Consider the following 19,086-nt stretch of genomic DNA (forward strand, 5'->3'; position numbering starts at 1 on the left):
TCCAGGGCTGCGGGACCTCTCAGGATGTGGCGGATCCCCGGGTTGCTTCGCTTCGCTCGCAATGACCGTGGAGGAGGTGATCCAAGGATAACAGAAAACAATCTAAACTGTTGTTTTCCGTATTTTCTGACGCCGAACCGGTGTCCACTTCGGCGGACAATGCTTGAGGCCCCGCGTCCCTCGTCGGCGCCGTTACGCCTTGAGCACGGGCTCGGCGATGTCGCCTCCGCCCCGGGCGGCGAGGTAGTCCGGCTGGAACAGGCACATCCGCACCGCGTCCCGGTAGCGGCCGTTCATGAAGAACTCGTCCTTCAGCACGCCTTCGGGCACGAACCCGCACTGTTCGTAGATCCGCACCGCCCGCCGGTTCTCCCGATCCACGTGCAGATACAGCTTGTGAATGTTGAGGACGCTGAACGCGTAATCCATCACGATCTTCGTCGAGCGCCACGCATAGCCCCGGCCCTGGTAGGACGGGTGGATGGCGATCTGGAACTCGCAGCGGCGGTGGAGGTGGTTGATCTCCACCAGCTCGATCAGCCCCGCGGGCTCGCCGTCCGGGGCGGCGACGATGAAGCGCCGCTCGGTCTGGTTGTGAATATTGCGCTCGTAGAGCTGCTGAAGTTCGGCGAAGGACTCGTAGGCCTCCTCGAACCAGTAGCGCATGATGCTGTCGTTGTTGTTGAGCTGGTGGACGAAGCGCAGGTCTTCGCGCTCCAGGGGCCGCAGCTTCACATGCTCGGAGATCCTGAGGTTCATGCCGCACACTCCGCGATCAGGCGGCGGACAAACCGTTCTCCGTCCGCGAGGGCATCCAGGGTGATGAACTCGTCCGGCTGGTGGGCCTGGGCGATGTCGCCGGGCCCGCAGACGATGGTCGGGATCCCCGCCTCTTGGAAGCGGCCCGCTTCGGTGGCGTAGGGCATCGCGACGGTCCGGTTGCGCCCGGCGAGCCGCAGGGCGAGGCGCTCGGCGTCCGAACCGGGCTCGGGGGCAAGGCCCGGGATGGCCACCTCTTCCAGGGTGTCGATGCGGCCGAACTCACCGTAGCGGTTGAGGCGCCGCGCGGTCACCTCGGCCACGGCGGCCCCGAAGAGGGCCGGAATTTCCCGGGGGTCGAGGTCCGGCAGGCCCCGGTATTCCCAGTGGAAGTGGCATTCCCGGGCGAGGATGTTGCGCGCCGTCCCGCCCTGGATGGTGCCGACATGGATCGTCGTGGCCGGCGGATCGAACCGGCCGGAGGCGTCGCCGCGCTCGATCATCATGTCGGCGATGCGGTTCAGGGCGGCGACGAGATCGCAGGCGGCGGAGACGGCGTTGGCGCCGAGTTCGGGCCGGGAGGAATGCGCCTCCCGCCCGTGGACGGTCGTCAGGCAGGTGACGATGCTCTTATGGGCGTCCGCCACGTCGAGGCCGGTCGGCTCGCCGACGATGCAGGCGGAGGGGCGGGGCAGGTCCTCGCCGAACCGGGCGATCGCGTCCATCGAGCCGAGACAGGTGGTCTCCTCGTCGTACGAAAGGAGCAGATGGATCGGCCGGGTGAGCCCGGCGGCGAGCATGTCGGGCACCAGGGCGAGGGCGGTGGCGCAGAAGCCCTTCATGTCGACGGCCCCGCGCCCGTAGGCCCGGCCGCCCTCGACGCGCAGGGTGAAGGGATCGGAGGTCCAGGGCTGGCCCGCCACGGGCACCACGTCGGTATGGCCGGATAGCACGACGCCCCCGTCCCGGGCCGGCCCGAGGGTCGCGAACACGGCGGCCTTCCGGCCGCTCGCATCGGGGAAGCGCCGGTAGGTCACGCCCCAGCCGTCGAGATAGGCGCAGACCGCATCGATCAGCGCGATGTTGGGCTTGTCGCTCTCGGTGTCGAACCCGACGAGGCGGGCGAGCATCTCGAGCGGGGACAACCGCTCGCCGTTCACAGGCATGATCCCTCCGGGGCACGCCCGGCTCCCGCGCTTCCCGACGGTGGCGAGGCCGCCTTCAGTGAAGGCTGCGCCGCACGTGCGGGCTGTCGAGGGAGAAGGCGGGGATCTCGGCCTCGAAGCTCTCACCGGCCACGGTCGCCATCGTGTAGCTGCCGGCCATGAGCCCGTCGGGAGTCGTGAGCGGGCAGCCGCTGGTGTAGCAGAAGGATTCGCCGGGCTCCAGAACCGGTTGCTTGCCGACGACGCCGATGCCCCGCACCTCCTGGCAGGAGCCGCGGCCGTCGATGATGCGCCAGTGGCGCGACCGGAGCTGCACCTGCTCCTCGCCATTGTTCACGATCTCGACCGTGTAGGCGAAGAAGTAGCGGCTCTCGTTCGGCGAGGACTCCTCCTCGACGAAGCGCGGCTGCACCGTCACGCTGATTCCGCGCGTCTCGGCCTTGTACATTGCCCCTAATGGCCCCCGAAGACTGTGCGATTCGACGGGCTCGGCCTCGGCCGCACCGCATTGCAAGGTGGTAGTTCCCAGGGGAATCGCCGTCAATTGCGGCGGATTACGTCGCACCGTAGCATGAGGTCCGGCCGCCCCGGGAAGCTGTGCCATTAAACCGGTCTTAGGTGCCGGTGGCGGACAAGGGATCGCGCGGATCTCCACCGCGTGGCGGGAGCGCGGTGATGCGGGCCGAGACGACGGTGAAGGCGGGGGCACGGGACGGGATCCTGCCGGCGCAGGCGATCGCCACCCTGGCCCAGGCCGGAGGCATCTGCCCCGCCACGCCCTTCGCGGCGGACCAGATCCAGCCCGCGAGCCTCGACCTCCGCCTCGGCGCCCGGGCCTACCGGGTTCGCACCAGCTTCCTGCCCGGCGCCTCCCGGACGGTCGATGCCTGCGTCGACCACCTGTCCTTCCATGCCATCGACCTCCGGCCGGGTGCTGTGCTGGAAACGGGCTGCGTCTACATCGCGGAATTGCAGGAGACCCTTGCGCTGCCCGCGGACCTCGCGGCCAGCGCCAACCCGAAAAGCTCCACCGGCCGCATCGACGTGTTCACCCGGGTCATCACCGACCGGGCCGAGGCGTTCGATCAGGTCGAGGCCGGTTACGCCGGCCCGCTCTATGCGGAAATCTCACCGCGGACCTTCCCCGTCCTGGTGCGGACGGGTTCGCGCCTGTCGCAGATCCGCTTCCGCCGGGGCCAGCCGCGGCTCGGCGAAGCGGAGCTGGCCGCCCTGCATGCCCGCACCCCCCTGGTGAACGTGGCCGCGCCCTCGCTCCTGGGCGGGGTGGCGGTCTCCGTCGATCTCTCGGGCTTCGACGGGCTGATCGGCTACCGGGCCAAGCGCCATACCGGCCTCGTGGACGTCGATGCGCCCGGCCGCCACGCCGTCGATGCCTTCTGGGAGCGCCTCCCCTCCGACGGCAGCGCCAGCCTGATCCTCGATCCCGGCCAGTTCTACATCCTCGCCTCGAAGGAGGCGGTTCAGGTGCCTCCGGACCACGCCGCCGAGATGGTGCCCTTCGATCCCCTGGTGGGGGAGTTCCGGGTGCATTACGCGGGCTTCTTCGACCCCGGCTTCGGCCACGCCGCGGCGGGGGGGACCGGCGCCCGTGCGGTGCTGGAGGTGCGCTCCCGGGACGTGCCGTTCCTGCTGGAGGACGGCCAGATCGTCGGTCGCCTCGTGTACGAGCGCCTGAGCGAAGAGCCGTCGACCCTCTACGGCGCCGGGGCCGGCTCGAACTATCAGGCTCAGGGCCTGAAGTTGTCCAAGCACTTCGTCTGACGGGAGCGAGTCCGGCTTCGGTTTCAACGGGATTGCTTGGCTTCGCTCGCAACGACGGCAGCGGATGCCGACTAAGCCTGCGCGACGGCCTGCTCGAAGGAGCGGACGAGGGCCATGTCCAGTTTGCTTTCCATGCTGCGCAGGACGCGGAACGCCTCCGGGAGCGGCATCGGGGCCCGGTAAGGGCGGCGCTCGGCCAGCGCCGCGTAGATATCGCAGACAGTGATCATGCGGACGATGTCGGGGATCGCGTCGCCGGACAAGCGGTCCGGGTAGCCGGTCCCGTCGAGCATCTCGTGGTGGTGCCGGACCACGGCCAGGATCGAATCGTCGAAGCCGCCGGCCTCGATCAGGATCGCGTGGCCGAGGGCCGCGTGGGTCCGCATCACGGCCTTCTCGGCCGGGTCGAGGGGCCCGGCCTTGTTGAGGATCTCCAGGGGAATGCGGGCCTTGCCAACGTCGTGGACCAGGGCGGCCCGGACGAGGTGCTCCCGGTCCCTCAGGCTGAAGCCGAGGCCGATGGCGAAGGTCGCCGCCAAGCCTGCGACGAGCAGGCAGTGCTGGTAGGTGGCGTCGTCGTAGGCGCGCACGGTATCGAGCCACGCCCCCAGCCCTGCCTCGCCGACGGCGCCGAGGATCGGGTCGAGGCCGTGATCCACCAGCATCGGATCGACGGTGCCCGTGAGCCTCGCCGCATCGAGGAGCCCGGCAAGCACCGCCCCGGCCTTGTCGGCGGCCTGGGCGATCCCCGTCCCCCCGGTACCCCTGGGCGGGCGGATCGTCGGCGTGGTGGGGTTGGTGAGGCGGATCCGCATGGCCTGCGCCACCGCCCCAGCCTCCGCATCGGGGGGCAGGCACAGGTCCGCACCGAGGCTGCGAGCGGTGGCGAGGCTGCGCTCGCCCATGTCCCGCATCAGGAACAGCCGCGGCAGGCGCGGGACCTCCGCGATCAGGGCGCGCAGGCCACGCAGGAGCGTGGGGTGGAGCAGGTTGAGATCGGCCACGAACCCGATGCAATCCCCCGCCGGCACCACCACGGCCGCATCCCGCAGGTGGCAGGGGGCGACGGCGCCGAGCGCCTGCACGAGGTCCTGGCGCTGCTCCGGGCGGTCGGTGAACAGGACGAGCGTGCCCGGCTGCATCGGTCTCTTCGGGGTCGGCCTGACGACGGACGCACGCAGCCGACGGCCGGGCCTGCCTCGCGGAGTGGTCACGCTACCAGCCCGAGCTTGACGGAGTGTAACGGCAGGGGATCAGGGGGATGCGTCGGCTACCCCGCCGCCGCCTCGTCCAGCAGCCAAGCGACCTGCGGTCCCTTTACCCGGCCGGCGGGGAGATCCTCACCGGCGGCGAGGCGGGCGAGCGGGGCGCGCTTGCCCTCGCCGGTGACGAGGAACAACACGTGCCGGGCCGAAGTCAGGGCTGGCACGGTCAGGCTGATCCGCGGCACGAAGGGGGCGAGGCCCGCCTCCGGCACCGGGGCGACGAGGGCGCCGGTCTCCTGAGCGGCGGGCTTGCCGGGGAACAGGGAGGCGGTGTGGCCATCCTCCCCGAGGCCGAGCAGCACGAGGTCGAAGAGCGGCCGGGCCGGATCGAGGCTATCGGCGTCGTAGAAGTCGAGGAGGGTGCGCGCGTAGGCCCGCGCGCCGGCCTCAGCGCCCTCGTCCGAGGGGATGAAGTGCAGATGGGTCGGCGGAATCGCGCTGCCGTGGCCGAACGCCTCGCGGACCATGCGGACGTTGCTGCGCTCGTCGTCCCACGGCACAGCCCGGTCGTCACCGAAGAACCAGTGTATCTTCGGCCAGGGCACCCGCGCGGCGTAGTCGGGGCCGGCGAGGAGGGCATAGAGGCGCTTGGGCGTTGAGCCGCCGGAGAGGCAGACCGCCATCCGCTCACCGTCCGCCTCGCCGCAGGCGGCGATCAGCCGTTCGGCCGCCTCCCGGGCTACCGCCTCGGCATCGGGGAGGACGTGCGTTCCGGGCGGCAGACTCACCATGCTGTCCTCATGACTTCTTCGGTTCCTGGTGGCCGCCGAACCCCTTGCGCATCGCGGACAGGAGCTTGTCGCCGTAGGAGGCATCCTCCCGTGAGCGAAAGCGGCGGTAGAGGGCGGCCGACAGGACGGTGGCCGGCACGGCCTGTTCCACGGCGGCGTTGATGGTCCAGCGGCCCTCGCCCGAATCCTCGACCCAGCCGGAGAAATCCGCGAGATCCTCGTCGCCCGCGAGCGCCTGGGCGGTGAGGTCGAGGAGCCAGGATGAGACTACGCTGCCCCGCCGCCAGACCTCGGCGATGTCGCCGAGGTTCAGGTCGAAGCGCCGCTCCGGCGGGAGATTTTCCGAATCCGCGTGGCGGAGGATGTCGAACCCTTCCGCATAGGCCTGCATCAGCCCGTACTCGATGCCGTTATGGACCATCTTGACGTAGTGGCCCGCCCCGGTCGGCCCGGCATGGATGTAGCCGTGCTCGGCCCGGGGGTCGCGGCCCTCCCGGCCCGGGGTGCGGGGCACGTCGCCGACGCCGGGCGCCAGGGTAGCGAAGATCGGGTCGAGGCGGTCGACGGCCTCCTTGTCGCCGCCGATCATCATGCAATAGCCGCGCTCCAGGCCCCAGACGCCGCCGGACGTGCCGACATCGACGTAGTGAATGCCCTTTTCCTTCAGGGCGAGGCCCCGGCGGACGTCGTCGCCGTAGAAGGAGTTGCCGCCGTCGATGATGCAGTCGTCGGATTGCATCAGGTGGCCCAGCGTCTGCACCGTCTCCTCGGTGATCGGCCCGGCCGGCAGCATCACCCAGGCGGTGCGGGGGAGTTCGAGCTTCGAGACAAGATCCTCAAGGCTCGCTGCGCCGACGGCTCCCTCCTTCACCAGGGCCTCGACGGCTTCCGTGTTCCTGTCGAACACCACCGCCGTGTGCCCGTCCCGCAGCAGGCGCCGGACGATATTGCCGCCCATCCGGCCGAGGCCGATCATGCCGAGTTGCATCGTGTTGGCCTCCGAACTGTATCCCCCCTCAAGGGAGATCGTTGCGAAATTGATCCAACTCTCGTCCTCATCCTGAGGCGCCTGCGTCAGCAGGCCTCGAAGGAGGGCTCCAGAAAGCTCCACGATCCCTGGAGCCCTCCTTCGAGGCTGCTTTGCAGCACCTCAGGATGAGGCTTCGAGGCTGCTTTGCAGCACCTCAGGATGAGGTGGCAGGCGGGATCGGCCGCCGGCCACCGACTTGTCCGCCAATCACCCCCGGGGGAGGCCTCCGGCCGAGCGTCAGGCCACCGCCGCCTTCAGCGCCGCGGCGATCCGCTTCAGCCCGGCTTCCGACTGCCCGGCCTTGAGGTGGACCCGCAGCGCCCGGCGCCCGCGCTCGGCGAGCACCGCGAAGTCGCCCCGGGCCTGAGCCGCCACCACCGTGCCGAAGCCGAGGCTCCGGCCGGGGATCGGCAGGTCGTCCACCGCGTCCCCGGTGATCTGCACGAACACGCCGGTGTTCGGCCCACCCTTGTAGGCCTGCCCCGTCGAGTGCAGGAACCGCGGCCCGAATTCGAGGCAGGTCGCGACTTTGCGGGCGTCCCGCACCGTCAGGCGCCCCTCCTGCAGGATCGCGTGGTGGGCCTCGGTGCGGGGTAGGTAGGCGAGGAGGGCGAGGTAATCCCCCGTCCGCAGGCGGGCGAGATGCGCCTTCATCGCCGCCTCAAGCCCGTCCCGGGCCTGGGGCAGGGCCTCGGCATTGGCGGTGTCGGCGTAGAGGGCGAGGGTGTCGTCCTCGAACAGGGGCGTCTCCGGGGGGAGGGCGCCACTCTTCTCGGCTTCGGCGAAGAGCTTCTTCGTCTCGATCTTGCTCGCTTCCACGTCCGGCTGGTCGAACGGGTTGATGCCGAGCATCGCGCCGGCCACGGCCGTAGCGATCTCCAGCCGGTAGAATTCCTGCGAGAGCTGCTCGACCCCGTCGAGGCCGATCCGCGCGATCGGGTGTCCGTCCTTCTCCAGGGCGGAGAGGGCGGCGTCCTGGGCCGGGTCGGCCTGGGAATCGAGGCGCAGGTACAGGAAGAACCGGTCGTGCCCGTAGACCGCCGGCACGCCCGCCGGCTCGCCATCGACCGGGATCAGCCCCTTGCCGACCTTGCCGGTGGACTCGGCGATGAGCTGCTCCGCCCAGGCGCCGAAGCTGGCGATGGCGGGGGAGGCGATCACCGTCACCTTATCCCGACCCTTCAACGCCGCCGCGCCCATGGCGGTGCCGAGCAGCACGCCGGGGTTCACCGCCGGCGGCACGGCCGGCCCGCAGGAGCGGACCATGATTCGCGCCCGGTCCAGGCCTTCCTTCACATCGAGGCCCATGGCCGCCGCCGGCACGAGGCCGAAGGCCGAGAGCACCGAGTAGCGCCCGCCGATCTGCTTCACGCCGTAGAAGATCTTCTTGAAGTTCTGCGCCTTGGCCGCCTTCTCCATGTCGGAGCCGGGGTCGGTGACGGCGACGAAATGGTCGCCGACCTTATCTCCAACGGTCTGCTTCACGCGGTCGTAGAAGTAATCGCGAAAAACGTTGGGCTCCAAGGTCGAGCCGGACTTCGACGAGACGATGAACAGCGTCCGGGCGAGGTCGATCTCCGCCTCGACGGCGCGGACTTCATCCGGGTGGGTCGAATCGAGGATGCGCAGGGCCGGGAAGCCCGACCGCTGGCCGTAGGTCAGGCTCAGCACTTCCGGCCCGAGGCTGGAACCGCCCATGCCGAGCACCACTGCATGGGTGAAGCCCTCGGCCTTCACCCAGTCGGAGAAGGCGGCGTAGTCGGCGGCCTTCTCGAGCTCCTCCTCGACGATGTGCAGCCAGCCGAGCCAGTTCGCCTCGTCGGCGCCGGTCCAGACGCTGGCGTCGCGGGCCCAGAGGCGGCGAATCGCGCCGCTCGCCCGCCAAGATTCCACCGCCTTCTTCGCGTCCTCGGCCAGGGGCTCGTCCAGCGCCAGGGCCATCGGGTCGAGGCGGGCGCCCAGCAGCGCGACGCGCTTGCCGGCCACCGCGCCGAGCAGGTTGTCGGCGGCGTCGATAAACAGCTGCACGCCCTCCTCGACGAGCTGCCGGGCCACGGCCTCGATGTCGATGCCGGCCCGGGCGAGGCGGGCCATCACCGCCTCGGCGCCGGGCACGTCCTCCTCGATGGTTGCGCGGACCTCGCCGTGGTCGCGGAAGGCGGCCATGGTGGCCGGCGGCATGGTGTTGACGGTGTTCGGGCCGATCAGCTCCTCGACGTAGAGCACGTCGGAATAGGCCTTGTTCTTGGTGCCTGTGGAGGCCCAGAGCAGGCGCTGCGCCTTGGCGCCCTTTTCCGCGAGGGCCTGCCATTTCGCCTCGCCGAAGATGCGCTTGTAGCGCTGGTAGGCGAGCTTGGCGTTGGCGATGGCGACCTTGCCCTTGAGGCTGCCGAGCGCGGTCTTCTCATCGGGATCGTTGGCCTGGGCGATCTTCTCGTCGAGCAGCTTGTCGACCAAGCTGTCGATGCGGCTGATGAAGAAGCTCGCCACGCTGGCGATGCGGGAGACGTCGTGGCCGGCCTTTGCCCGCTCGTCGAGCCCGTCGATGAACGCCCTCGCCACCGCCTCGTAGGCTTCCTGCGAGAACAGCAGCGTGACGTTGATCGAGATGCCCTCGGCGGTGAGTTGCCGGATCGCCGGGATGCCCTCCGGGGTGGCGGGCACCTTCACCATCAGGTTGTCCCGGCCGACCGCCTTGTGCAGGCGCCGCGCCTCGTGCAGCGTCTCCTGCGTGTCGAGGGCGAGGTAGGGGGAGACTTCCAGGCTGACATAGCCGTCCGCCCCGTCGCTCGCCTCGTAGACCGGGCGCAGCACATCCGCCGCGGCCTGGATGTCGGCGATGGCGAGGCCCTCGTAGAGATCGATGACCCGGCTGTCGCCGGTCTCCTGCACGGCCTTGAGGCTGGCGTCGTACTCTTCCGAGTGGCCGATCGCCTTCTCGAAGATCGCCGGGTTGGAGGTGACGCCCCGCAGACCGTCCTCCTCGACGAGCTTCTTCAGCTCGCCCTTCTCGATGAAACCGCGGGCGACGAAGTCGAGCCAGACGGCCTGATCCTGTTGCTCGTGCAGGGCCTTGAGCGCGTTCATGTCCGAGCCTCGTCTGTCAATCGCACCTTCCCGCGGAGGGGTGGTGCGAACTTCCGGTGTTCCTGCCGATCCCTCCCCCCACCTCAGCCTGAGGAGCGGCGTCAGCCGCTTCGAAGGAGGGCTCCAGAGATCGCTGAGCCTTCTGGAGCCCTCCTTCGAGGCCCGCCGAGGCGGCCACCTCAGGATGAGGAGAGGGGGTGGGATGCGTGTCGCAACCCTCCCCCGCAGAGGGGGGAGGGTAATCACCTCAGTGCTTGTGCTTCTTCACCTGCGCCTTGGCGGCTTCCAGGACCTTCTCAGGGGTAAACCCGAACTTGCTCAGGAGATCCTTCAGGGGCGCCGAGGCGCCGAAGGTGTGCATGCCGATGATCATGCCCTCGGAGCCGGCATAGCGGTCCCAGCCGATCACGCTGCCCTGCTCGACGGCGACCCGGGCCTTCACCGCGGGCGGCAGCACGGAATGGCGGTACGCCTCGTCCTGCCGCTCGAACAGATCCCACGAGGGCATCGAGACCACCCGGGCCTTCACGCCCTCGGCGGTCAGGGCGTCGTAGGCGCCCAGGCACAGCTGCACCTCCGATCCGGAGGCCATCAGGATCACCTCCGGCGTCCCCTCGCAATCGGCCAGCACGTAGCCGCCCTTGGCGGTGCCCGAGGCCGCGCCGTATTTCGACCGGTCGAGGGTCGGCAGCGGCTGGCGGGACAGGGCCAAAACCGCCGGCTGGTTCTTGAGCGAAAAAATCACCCGGTAGGCTTCCGCCACCTCGTTGGCGTCCGCCGGGCGCAGCGTCACGAGGCCGGGGATGCAGCGCAGGGAGAGCAGTTGCTCCACCGGCTGGTGGGTCGGCCCGTCCTCGCCCACGCCGATCGAGTCGTGGGTGAAGATGTGGAAGACCGGCAGTTCCATCAGCGCGGCGAGCCGGATCGGCGGACGCATGTAGTCGGCGAAGACGAGGAAGGTCGCGCCGTAGGCCCGCAGCCCCGAGAGGCCGAGGCCGTTCACGATCGAGCCCATGGCATGCTCGCGCACGCCGAAGTGGACGTTGCGCCCGCCGGGGTTCAGGGGGGTGAGGGAGCCCGCCCCCTCGAAGGTCAGGTTCGACTTGTTGGACGGCGCGAGGTCCGCCGAGCCGCCGAGCATGAACGGGACATGCTGGGCGATGGCGTTCAGCACCTTGCCCGAGGATTCGCGTGTGGCGAGGCCCTTGGCATCCGGCTCAAAGAACGGGATGTCCTTGTCCCATCCCTCCGGAAGGCGCCCTTCTAGGAAGGCATCGAGTTGTTCGGCATGGGCGGCGTCGCTCTCCTTCGCCTTGGCGAACAGGCCCTGCCATTCGTCGTAGAGGGCGGCCCCGCGCTTGCCGATCCCATCGCGAAAGTTCTCGTGGACGCCGTCGGGGACGAGGAACTGCGCATCCTCCGGCCAGCCGTAGAGCCGCTTGGCACCCTTGACCTCGTCCTCGCCGAGCGCGTCGGAATGGGCCTTTGACGTCCCCTGCTTCTTCGGAGCACCATAGCCGATCACCGACTTGACGATGATCAGCGTCGGCCGGTCCCGGCTTGCCACGAAGGTGTCGAGGGCGGCCGTGATGGCGTGGATGTCGTTGGCGTCGGCGACCCGAAGCACCTGCCAGCCATAGGCGAGGAAGCGCGTCGCCACCTCCTCACCGAAGGCGAGTTCCGTGTGGCCCTCGATGGTGATCGTGTTGTCGTCGTAGATCCAGCAGAGATTCGACAGGCGCAGGTGGCCGGCGATGGAGGCGGCCTCCGACGCGACGCCCTCCATCAGGTCGCCGTCCGAGCACATTGCGTAGACGTTGTAGTCGAACAGGTTCAGTCCGGGGCGGTTGAGATGCTCCCCGAGGAACCGGCTGCCCATCGCCATGCCGACGGAGTTCGCCACGCCCTGGCCGAGGGGGCCGGTTGTGGTCTCGACGCCGGTGGTGAAGTGGTACTCCGGGTGGCCGGGGGTGCGGCTGTCGATCTGCCGGAAGCGCTTGATCTCGTCCAGGCTCACGGCGGGAGCGTTGCCGCCGTCCTTCTCGGCCACGTTGGCGAGGTGCAGCAGGGCGTAGAGCAGCATGGAGGCGTGGCCGCAGGACAGCACGAAGCGGTCGCGATTCGGCCAGTGCGGATGCGCGGGATCGTAGCGCAGATACCGGTTCCACAGGGTGTAGGCGACGGGCGCCAGCGCCATCGGCGCACCGGCATGCCCGGAATTGGCCTTCTGCACCGCGTCGATCGCCAGCGTGCGGATGGTGTCGATGCTGAGCTTGTCGATCTCGGCAAGCCCGGCGCGGGCAGGTGTGTCGGCTCCGCTCATGAGTGGTCGTCCTGTTCTCTAGCTCTGTCGCAGCGCCGCGTTGCGGCGGTGAACGGCGGGGGGCGCCCCGTCAGCCTTACCGCCCTGTTTCTCCGCCGGCCCCTCGTCCCGGGCATAGCTGAAGAGCGTGTTGACGAGGGCCACGTGGGTGAACGCCTGCGGATAGTTACCCACAAGACGCTCGGCTTGCACGTCATACTCTTCGCTCACGAGGCCGAGATCGTTGCAGATTCCGATCAGGCGCTCGATCAGCGCCCGGGCCTCGTCCCGCCGGCCGAGGCCAATGAGATTGTCCGCGTACCAGTAAGTGCAAGGGAGGAAGGCGCCTTCGTTGCCGGAAAGGCCGTCGGTCGTCTGGCCTTCCGTTTCGTAGCGCAGGATAAAACCGTTCCGCATCAGGTCCCGGCCGATGGCCTCGACGGTGCCGACCACCCGGGGATCGTGCTGCGGCAGGAAGCCGGTATGGGCCATGAGCAGCAGGCTCGCATCCAGGGCCTTCGACCCGTAGGACTGGACGAAGCTGTTGAGGGACTTGTCGAAGCCCTTCTCGCAGACCTCGGCGTGGATCTCGTCCCGAATCGCCCGCCACCGCTCCGCCTGTTCGTGCGTCGCGCCGGACTTGTCGAGTTCGTGCATGCGCAGGGCCCGGTCGAAGGCCACCCAGGCCATCACCTTGGAATGGACGAAGTGCCGCGGACCGCCGCGCACCTCCCAGATGCCCTCGTCGGGCCGTGTCCAGGCGGTCTCCAGGTGCCCGAGGATGGCGAGGCCGACCCGGCGACCGTCCTCGCTCACCGGAAGGCCGCGGGCGTGGGCTTGGTACAGGGCGTCGAACAGTTCGCCGTAGACGTCGAGCTGGAACTGGGCGGCGGCGGCATTCCCGATCCGTACCGGCTTCGAGTTCTCGTAGCCGGGAAGCCAGTCGAGCTCGATCTCCGGCAGCAGGCGCTCGCCGCCGATGCCGTAGAGGATGTGAGCCTGCTCGGGGTTGCCCGCCACGGCCCGCAGGAGCCAGTTAAGCCAACTGCGGGCCTCCTCGATATAGCCCCCGTCCATGAGCGCGATGAGCGTGAGGGTCGAGTCGCGCAGCCAGCAGAAGCGGTAATCCCAGTTCCGCTCGCCGCCGAGACCTTCCGGCAGGGAGGCCGTGGGCGCGGCGACGATCCCGCCGGTGGGATGGTAGATCAACGCCTTGAGGGTCAGGAGGGAGCGCTGGATCAGGGGATCCCACGGCGTGCCCTCGGCACGGCAGCGCTTCGACCAGTCGCGCCAGGCCTGATCGGTCGCCTCCAGGGCGGCCCGGGGCTCCATCGGGGAGGGGTCCGGTTCGTGGGAGGGGCCGTAGCTCAGGACGAAGCGGCGGTGCTCCCCCGCATGGAGGGTGAACTCGCCCACCGTCGTCTGCTGCTCGGTCCCGTGCAGGCGTACATCGGTGCGCAGGACCACCTTGTGTGGGCCGGAGACGGCGCGCAGGTCCCCGAGTTCCGAATGGGAGACCCAGGGCACCGCCGAGCCGTAATCGAACCGCACCGCCATCTCCATGCGCATGGCCACGCGCCCGTGGACGCCCTGGACGAGGCGGACGAGATGCGGGCCGTCGCCGGTCGGCATGAAGTCGGTGACGAGGACCTCGCCCTGGCGGGTCTTGTGGCGGGTCTCGAGGACGAGGCTTCCCTGCCGGTAGGCCCAGCTGGTCTCAACGTGCTCAGCCTCCGGGCGGATTTCCCAGAATCCGTGCTCGCGGGTGCCTAGGAGGGAGGTGAACAGCGCGGCGGCATCGAAGCGCGGCCAGCACAGCCAGTCGATGCTGCCCTTCCGGCTGACCAGGGCCGCGGAACGGCCGTCGCCGAGAAGGGCGTAATCCTCAATGCGTTCGGCCATCAGGCCACCCCCGGTCCGCCAGTGACCGCGAACTAGGATGGCGCGGCGCGGGGACCAGGGGCAAGGTCGCGGCGGTGCAGCACGGGCGGACCGGCGTGGGCCTGTCGTCCGCCGTGCGGGATCCGGTGTGAACTGCTCCCACCGATCCCCCTCATCCTGAGGTGCCGGCGCGAGCGGCGGCCTCGAAGGAGGGCTCCAACGGGCGCAGCGCGCGCTGGGACCCTCCTTCGAAACGGCTTCGCCTCGCCTCAGGATGAGGGGGGATGGGTCGGAACGACGGTCGGAAACCGCGTGTCGCGCCGATCCGTCCGGAAGGCGCTCTACAGCAGCCGGTCGGCGATGACCGAGACCGAGCCCTTCACCACCGATTGCCCGCTGCGGACGAGATCGGTCGCACCGCCGGTGATCTGCTCCACGCGCATGCCGATCCCGGCCCCGACCTCCCGGGCCACCGGGACAATGGCCTCGGCCACCGACTCGGCGAAGGGCAGGGCCGAGGGGGTGGGCGCGGATGGGCCCCGCTGCTGCGACCCACCGGATAGGTCCGCTGACGGTCGTGCCGGGTTGAAGGGGTCGTCTTGGACGGTCGGATCCTGGCAACGGCGGCCGAGGCAGCCGCGGCGCCCCGCGGCGGCGAGGCGGCGGGCCGGCCGTGGCGCCGGGGTGGCGCCCGCCGACTTGGCCGGCATCGCCGGCAGGGCGGAGGTCGTCACCGGATCCGCCGTCAGGGGGAAGACCTCCGAGAAGGCGATCACGGCGGGGGGCCGGGCGGCCGGGCCGGCGGCCGGGGCGGCCGGCTCCGTCATGGCGAGGCTCGGCGTGCCGGATACGGGGATCATCCGCGCGGCGGACGGGGGAGGGGTGTCCTGCTTCGTGCAGTAGACGGAGGCCGCCGCCAGCAGCGCGACGGTGACGAGGGTCGGAAGGAACGGCATCGTCACGCGACCGCCGGCATCCGCCATGGCGGGCCGGTCCTGGGGCCGGCACGGCGTTTCCACCGAAGTACGATCAGGCCCGCGCATCCGCTTTTCGACCCTCTCAACGTCTCCGAGGCGGTCAGAAGGCCGCGACATTGCGGCAGAAGCTGGACCGAATGATTGCGTGGCGGTAACCGCGGAACAACACCCCGGCGGGAAGAGCACGAGAAGCTCGGCCGGGGCACATCCCTTGCGTCCCGGCCGGTGGCCCCGCCCCCGCTGGGCATCGGGCAAGACCCGCCCCAGAACGGGCCGCGATGACCGAATCGAGCCTCACCGTCGCCGTGATCGACCCGAGCCAGGCCCGCGCGGCCATCCTGGAAGAAGGCCTGCGCGCCGCCGGGATCGGGCGGATCGTCGTGCTGCCGGACACGGCCGACCTTCAGGAGCGGGTCAGCGCCCTCAAGCCCGATGTGGTGGTGATCCATCTGGAGAGTCCGAGCCGGGACATCCTGGAGCAGATGTCTGGCGTCTCCCGCCATGCCGGGCGGCCGGTGGCGATGTTCGTCGACCGCTCGGATACGACAATGATGGAGGCTGCCGTCGATGCGGGCATCTCCGCCTACGTCGTGGACGGCCTGCGCCCGGAGCGCATCAAGTCGATCATCGACATCGCGATCCTGCGCTTCAACGCCTTCGCCCGGCTCCAGCGGGAGCTCTCGGAGGCGAGGGGCGAACTCGCCGACCGCAAGCTGATCGAGCGGGCGAAGGGCATCCTGATGAATCTCAAGGGCCTATCCGAGGAAGAGGCCTACAGGCAGCTCCGGCGCAAGGCCATGAACGAGAAGCGCAAGATCGCCGACATCGCCAGGGCCATCGTCACCACGGCGGACCTTCTCGGATGAGGGCGGCGGTGGGACGGTGGGAAGGGTGCACCTCCTTCCGAAAGGGGCAGCCATGAGACTTCAGATCGGCTACGTCCCCCTCTGCGATGCGGCCCCCGTGGTCATGGCCCAGGAACTGGGCTTCGCCCGGGAGGAGGGGCTCGAGCTTGAGCTGTCCGCCGAGCCGTCCTGGGCGACCCTCCGGGACCGGCTCGCCCTCGGCCATCTCGACGGCGCGCACATGCTGGCGCCCCTGGCGCTGGCGAGCGCCATGGGCCTGTCGGGGCCGCCCTCGGACGTGGTCGTCGGCCTGCCCCTCAGCCTGAACGGCAATGCGATCACTCTCTCCCATGCCCTCTGCGAGGCGATGGCGGAGGAAGCGGTCCCGGGAGAGGGCACGGATGGCTGGCGCGGCGCCGCCAGGGCCTTCGCCAGGATCGCCGCCGCCCGGCGGCGCGCGGGCAGGCCGCTGACCATGGGGATCGTCCATCCCTTCTCGTGCCACGCCTATCAGGTCCGGCTCTTCGCGGCGGCGGGTGGGCTCGATCCGGCTGCCCTGCGCACCGTGGTGGTGCCGCCCCAGCACGGGGTCGAGGCCCTATCCCGGGGGCTCGTGGACGGGTTCTGTGCCGGGGCGCCCTGGAACGACGTGGCGGTGGCGGCCGGCGTCGGGCGGATCGCGGCCCTCTGCGCCGAGATCGCCCCCGATGCGCCGGAAAAGGTGTTCGCCGTCTCCGGCCGCGCCGGCGTGGCCAATGCCCCCCTCGTCCGGGCCGTCGCCAGGGCCGGGTTGTGGTGCGCGGATCCCGATCACCGGGACGAACTCGCCCACCGCCTCGGCCGCCGGAGCCACCTCGACCGGGAGATCGATGCCGTCGCCCGCGCCTTCGGGCGGGAGGGGGTCGATGGGATCAACGCCCGCCTCGGCTCCCTGCGCCTCGGCGCCCCGGCCCAGGCCTGGGTTCCCGAACGCCTCGACTGGCTCCTGTCGCAGATGACGGCGGCTGGGCAATTGCCCGACGATCCCGGCATCGCCCTCGCCGCCAGGGCCATCTACCGGCCCGATCCGTCCGCCCTCTTGGGCGTGTGACAGCGTGCCACGCGCCGGGCAATGGGCTCGTCCCCAAAGCATGCGTGATGCGCACGGAACAGGGGAGGGTCTGCGCCGTTGAGACGCTACCATGCCCGGTTGCCGCAAATTCGACGCAGCGTCGCTCCCGCCAGCTCCTCCCCCACGGGTGGAATTGCAGCGTTACGTCCGGCAGGGACGACGCGCCCAGCGCGCGCCCCGGGCGGCCAACGACAACAGGCGCCTTAGCGCACCGAGCGGCTGGTATTGGGCTATCGTCGTCGGCGCCATGCCGACGGTCGGGCTCCTCGTGGCGCTGTCCACGCTCCTCTGAAACTGCTCAACTCGTCGTTGCGAGCGCAGCGAAGCAATCCAGGCCAACGCGCCGCCCGGCAGCGTGGCACGACTGGATTGCTTCGCTTCGCTCGTAATTACGGCGGAGGCTCGTCAGAGGAACCGTGCCCAATAAAGGCTGCCGTTCCGTGTCGTCTCTGCGAACGCAGTGAAGCGATCCAGGTCTGCTTTCCGCGTGCGGGCTCGGACCCACCGTGCCTTCTCCTATGAAAGACCGCCGAGCCCTTACGGGCGACGCTCCCCGTTTCGATCGCTGACCGCATAACGGTCAGCCGCCCGCTTTTTGTGCATCGCACAGAGGTCCTCCTCACGGGGGCTCCCGAAGCGTGGCTGGAGCCACGCACAGCGGCAGCCATCCGAGAAGCACGATTTCCACCGTTTGGCACGCGTCCTGCAAGTCTCTGCGCGTCCGTCAACGGCGACGGGCAGCGCCGTCAGCGAGGCCGCTGATCCGGTTCTCCTGGGGCTCCGACCGGCTGCCCTGGGACGACATCCGGCAGCGGCTTTTTCGTGGGCGGTCCGCCGACGATCCCTGAATTTGAGGTTCGAGACGCGACCGATCGATGCCGACACCACGCTTGGACACCGCGACGCCGGATTCGCGGGCGACGGACGGGGCACCGCGCGAGCGGCTCGTCGTTGTCGGAAACGGCATGGCCTCCCTCCGATTCCTGGAGCACCTCACCGAGGGCTGTCCGGGTCGCTTCGACGTCACCTGCATCGGGGCCGAGCCCCGGGCCGCCTACAACCGCGTGCTCCTGTCCTCGTTGCTTGGCGGCGAGATTGACGAGGGGGCGACAGCCTTCCGCGGCCTCGACTGGTACGAGGCCCACGGCATCCGCCTGATCACCGGGGCGCCCGTCACCGCCATCGACCGGGAGAACGGCCTCGCGATCGTCGGCGAGACCCATATCTTGCCCTTCGACAGGCTGGTTCTGGCGGTCGGCTCCCTGCCGATCCGCCTGCCCAAGCCCGGCATGGACCTGCCCGGCGTCATCACCTTCCGCGACCTCGCCGACGTGGCGGCCATCCGGAAGGCCGCCGTGCAGCATGCCAGGGCCATCGTCATCGGCGGCGGCCTGCTCGGCCTGGAGGCCGCCGCGGGACTCTCCCGGCTCGGCATCGACACGACCCTGCTCCACGTCATGGACCGGCTGATGGAGCGCCAGCTCGACCACCCGGCCGCCGGCTTGGTGCGGCGGGCGATGGAGGCCCGGGGGGTCAAGGTGATCCTCAGCGCCGATACCGCCGCCGTCGAGGGCGAGGGGAAGGTCGAGCGCTTGGTGCTCGCGGACGGGACCGTGCTTCCGGCCGACCTCGTGGTCGTGTCGGTGGGGGTACGCCCCTCCGTGGCCCTGGCGCAGGCGGCGGGGCTCGCCACCAACCGGGGCATCCTGGTCGATGACCGGATGGCGACCTCCGATCCGCGGATTTTCGCCCTCGGGGAGTGTGCCGAGCACCGGGGCCTCGTCTACGGCCTCGTGGAGCCCGCCTACGAGCAGGCCGACGCCCTTGCCCGCCACCTCGCGGGGGAGGGGGGCGAGTATCGCGGCACGCATCTTTCCACCAGCCTCAAGATCTCCGGTCTCCCGGTCTTTTCCGCCGGCCTCGTGGACACCCCGGCCGATGCCGAGGCGGTCACCCTCTTCGATCCCGGCGCCGGCCTCTACCGCAAGCTGCTGCTGCGGGAGGGCCGGCTCGTGGGCGCAGTCTTCGTCGGCGACATCGCCGAGCAGGCGGCCTGCAAGGCCCTGATCCGCTCCGGTGATCCGGTCGGCGACGTGGACGATCTCATGTTCGGGCGCCCGGCGCCCCAACCCCTCGCGGCTTAAGGAGGC

14 protein-coding genes are annotated in these 19,086 nt (G+C 69.8%); 4 read left to right on the top strand and 10 right to left on the bottom strand.

Going from position 1 to position 19,086, the window contains the following annotated elements:
* Nucleotides 1–192: 192 nt before the first annotated feature.
* The 3 genes from speG to apaG are packed head-to-tail and all read right to left on the bottom strand — an operon-like array spanning nt 193 to nt 2,373.
* On the bottom strand, nt 193–759 hold the full coding sequence (gene speG / locus MFF22_RS01535; RefSeq protein WP_238247354.1) for a spermidine N1-acetyltransferase: 567 nt from the start codon (nt 757–759) through the stop codon (nt 193–195).
* Complete coding sequence (gene argE, locus MFF22_RS01540) at nt 756–1,925, bottom strand: acetylornithine deacetylase (RefSeq protein ID WP_238247355.1); 1,170 nt, start codon at nt 1,923–1,925, stop codon at nt 756–758. Before argE ends, speG begins: the two co-directional genes overlap by 4 nt.
* Before the next feature lie 55 nt (nt 1,926–1,980).
* Complete coding sequence (apaG, locus tag MFF22_RS01545) at nt 1,981–2,373, bottom strand: Co2+/Mg2+ efflux facilitator ApaG/CorD (RefSeq protein WP_238247356.1); 393 nt, start codon at nt 2,371–2,373, stop codon at nt 1,981–1,983.
* Between the two features lie 227 nt (nt 2,374–2,600).
* On the opposite strand from apaG, the gene MFF22_RS01550 reads away from it, so the two are divergent.
* Nucleotides 2,601–3,707, top strand: coding sequence for a 2'-deoxycytidine 5'-triphosphate deaminase (locus MFF22_RS01550; protein WP_238247357.1), 1,107 nt, complete (start codon nt 2,601–2,603; stop codon nt 3,705–3,707).
* A 71-nt stretch (nt 3,708–3,778) separates the two neighbouring features.
* Here the strand turns inward: MFF22_RS01550 and MFF22_RS01555 are convergent, their stop codons facing one another.
* The 7 genes from MFF22_RS01555 to MFF22_RS01585 form a co-directional block, all read right to left on the bottom strand.
* Complete coding sequence (locus tag MFF22_RS01555; RefSeq protein WP_238247358.1) at nt 3,779–4,849, bottom strand: HD-GYP domain-containing protein; 1,071 nt, start codon at nt 4,847–4,849, stop codon at nt 3,779–3,781.
* A 128-nt stretch (nt 4,850–4,977) separates the two neighbouring features.
* On the bottom strand, nt 4,978–5,703 hold the full coding sequence (gene pgl / locus MFF22_RS01560) for a 6-phosphogluconolactonase (protein WP_238247359.1): 726 nt from the start codon (nt 5,701–5,703) through the stop codon (nt 4,978–4,980).
* 7 nt (nt 5,704–5,710) lie between these two features.
* On the bottom strand, nt 5,711–6,691 hold the full coding sequence (gene gnd / locus MFF22_RS01565; protein ID WP_238247392.1) for a phosphogluconate dehydrogenase (NAD(+)-dependent, decarboxylating): 981 nt from the start codon (nt 6,689–6,691) through the stop codon (nt 5,711–5,713).
* 279 nt (nt 6,692–6,970) lie between these two features.
* Nucleotides 6,971–9,820, bottom strand: a complete 2,850-nt coding sequence (locus MFF22_RS01570) for a bifunctional transaldolase/phosoglucose isomerase (RefSeq protein WP_238247360.1) — start codon at nt 9,818–9,820, stop codon at nt 6,971–6,973.
* Between the two features lie 247 nt (nt 9,821–10,067).
* The gene (gene tkt / locus MFF22_RS01575) at nt 10,068–12,143 is read right to left on the bottom strand and encodes a transketolase (protein ID WP_238247361.1); all 2,076 of its coding nucleotides are present in this window, start codon (nt 12,141–12,143) and stop codon (nt 10,068–10,070) included.
* An 18-nt stretch (nt 12,144–12,161) separates the two neighbouring features.
* Nucleotides 12,162–14,024, bottom strand: a complete 1,863-nt coding sequence (locus MFF22_RS01580; RefSeq protein ID WP_238247362.1) for a glycoside hydrolase family 15 protein — start codon at nt 14,022–14,024, stop codon at nt 12,162–12,164.
* Nucleotides 14,025–14,344: 320 nt separating this feature from the next.
* Complete coding sequence (locus MFF22_RS01585) at nt 14,345–14,986, bottom strand: hypothetical protein (protein ID WP_238247363.1); 642 nt, start codon at nt 14,984–14,986, stop codon at nt 14,345–14,347.
* Nucleotides 14,987–15,258: 272 nt separating this feature from the next.
* On the opposite strand from MFF22_RS01585, the gene MFF22_RS01590 reads away from it, so the two are divergent.
* The 3 genes from MFF22_RS01590 (at nt 15,259) to MFF22_RS01600 (ending at nt 19,080) form a co-directional block, all read left to right on the top strand.
* Nucleotides 15,259–15,846: an ANTAR domain-containing response regulator gene (locus MFF22_RS01590; protein WP_238247364.1), complete on the top strand. Its 588-nt coding sequence runs from the start codon at nt 15,259–15,261 to the stop codon at nt 15,844–15,846.
* A 52-nt stretch (nt 15,847–15,898) separates the two neighbouring features.
* Entirely contained in the window at nt 15,899–16,915 is a 1,017-nt protein-coding gene (locus MFF22_RS01595; RefSeq protein WP_238247365.1) for a CmpA/NrtA family ABC transporter substrate-binding protein, read from the top strand.
* An 896-nt stretch (nt 16,916–17,811) separates the two neighbouring features.
* Nucleotides 17,812–19,080: an NAD(P)/FAD-dependent oxidoreductase gene (locus MFF22_RS01600; protein WP_283206148.1), complete on the top strand. Its 1,269-nt coding sequence runs from the start codon at nt 17,812–17,814 to the stop codon at nt 19,078–19,080.
* Nucleotides 19,081–19,086 lie beyond the last annotated feature (6 nt).

The sequence above is a fragment of the Methylobacterium persicinum genome, from assembly GCF_022179525.1.
GTDB classification, from domain to species: domain Bacteria; phylum Pseudomonadota; class Alphaproteobacteria; order Rhizobiales; family Beijerinckiaceae; genus Methylobacterium; species Methylobacterium persicinum.

Coding starts and splice junctions, on each gene's coding strand:
- speG (WP_238247354.1), bottom strand. CDS start 759: ATGAACCTCAGGATCTCCGAGCATGTGAAGCTGCGGCCCCTGGAGCGC.
- argE (WP_238247355.1), bottom strand. CDS start 1,925: ATGCCTGTGAACGGCGAGCGGTTGTCCCCGCTCGAGATGCTCGCCCGC.
- apaG (WP_238247356.1), bottom strand. CDS start 2,373: ATGTACAAGGCCGAGACGCGCGGAATCAGCGTGACGGTGCAGCCGCGC.
- MFF22_RS01550 (WP_238247357.1), top strand. CDS start 2,601: ATGCGGGCCGAGACGACGGTGAAGGCGGGGGCACGGGACGGGATCCTG.
- MFF22_RS01555 (WP_238247358.1), bottom strand. CDS start 4,849: ATGCAGCCGGGCACGCTCGTCCTGTTCACCGACCGCCCGGAGCAGCGC.
- pgl (WP_238247359.1), bottom strand. CDS start 5,703: ATGGTGAGTCTGCCGCCCGGAACGCACGTCCTCCCCGATGCCGAGGCG.
- gnd (WP_238247392.1), bottom strand. CDS start 6,691: ATGCAACTCGGCATGATCGGCCTCGGCCGGATGGGCGGCAATATCGTC.
- MFF22_RS01570 (WP_238247360.1), bottom strand. CDS start 9,820: ATGAACGCGCTCAAGGCCCTGCACGAGCAACAGGATCAGGCCGTCTGG.
- tkt (WP_238247361.1), bottom strand. CDS start 12,143: ATGAGCGGAGCCGACACACCTGCCCGCGCCGGGCTTGCCGAGATCGAC.
- MFF22_RS01580 (WP_238247362.1), bottom strand. CDS start 14,024: ATGGCCGAACGCATTGAGGATTACGCCCTTCTCGGCGACGGCCGTTCC.
- MFF22_RS01585 (WP_238247363.1), bottom strand. CDS start 14,986: ATGGCGGATGCCGGCGGTCGCGTGACGATGCCGTTCCTTCCGACCCTC.
- MFF22_RS01590 (WP_238247364.1), top strand. CDS start 15,259: ATGACCGAATCGAGCCTCACCGTCGCCGTGATCGACCCGAGCCAGGCC.
- MFF22_RS01595 (WP_238247365.1), top strand. CDS start 15,899: ATGAGACTTCAGATCGGCTACGTCCCCCTCTGCGATGCGGCCCCCGTG.
- MFF22_RS01600 (WP_283206148.1), top strand. CDS start 17,812: ATGCCGACACCACGCTTGGACACCGCGACGCCGGATTCGCGGGCGACG.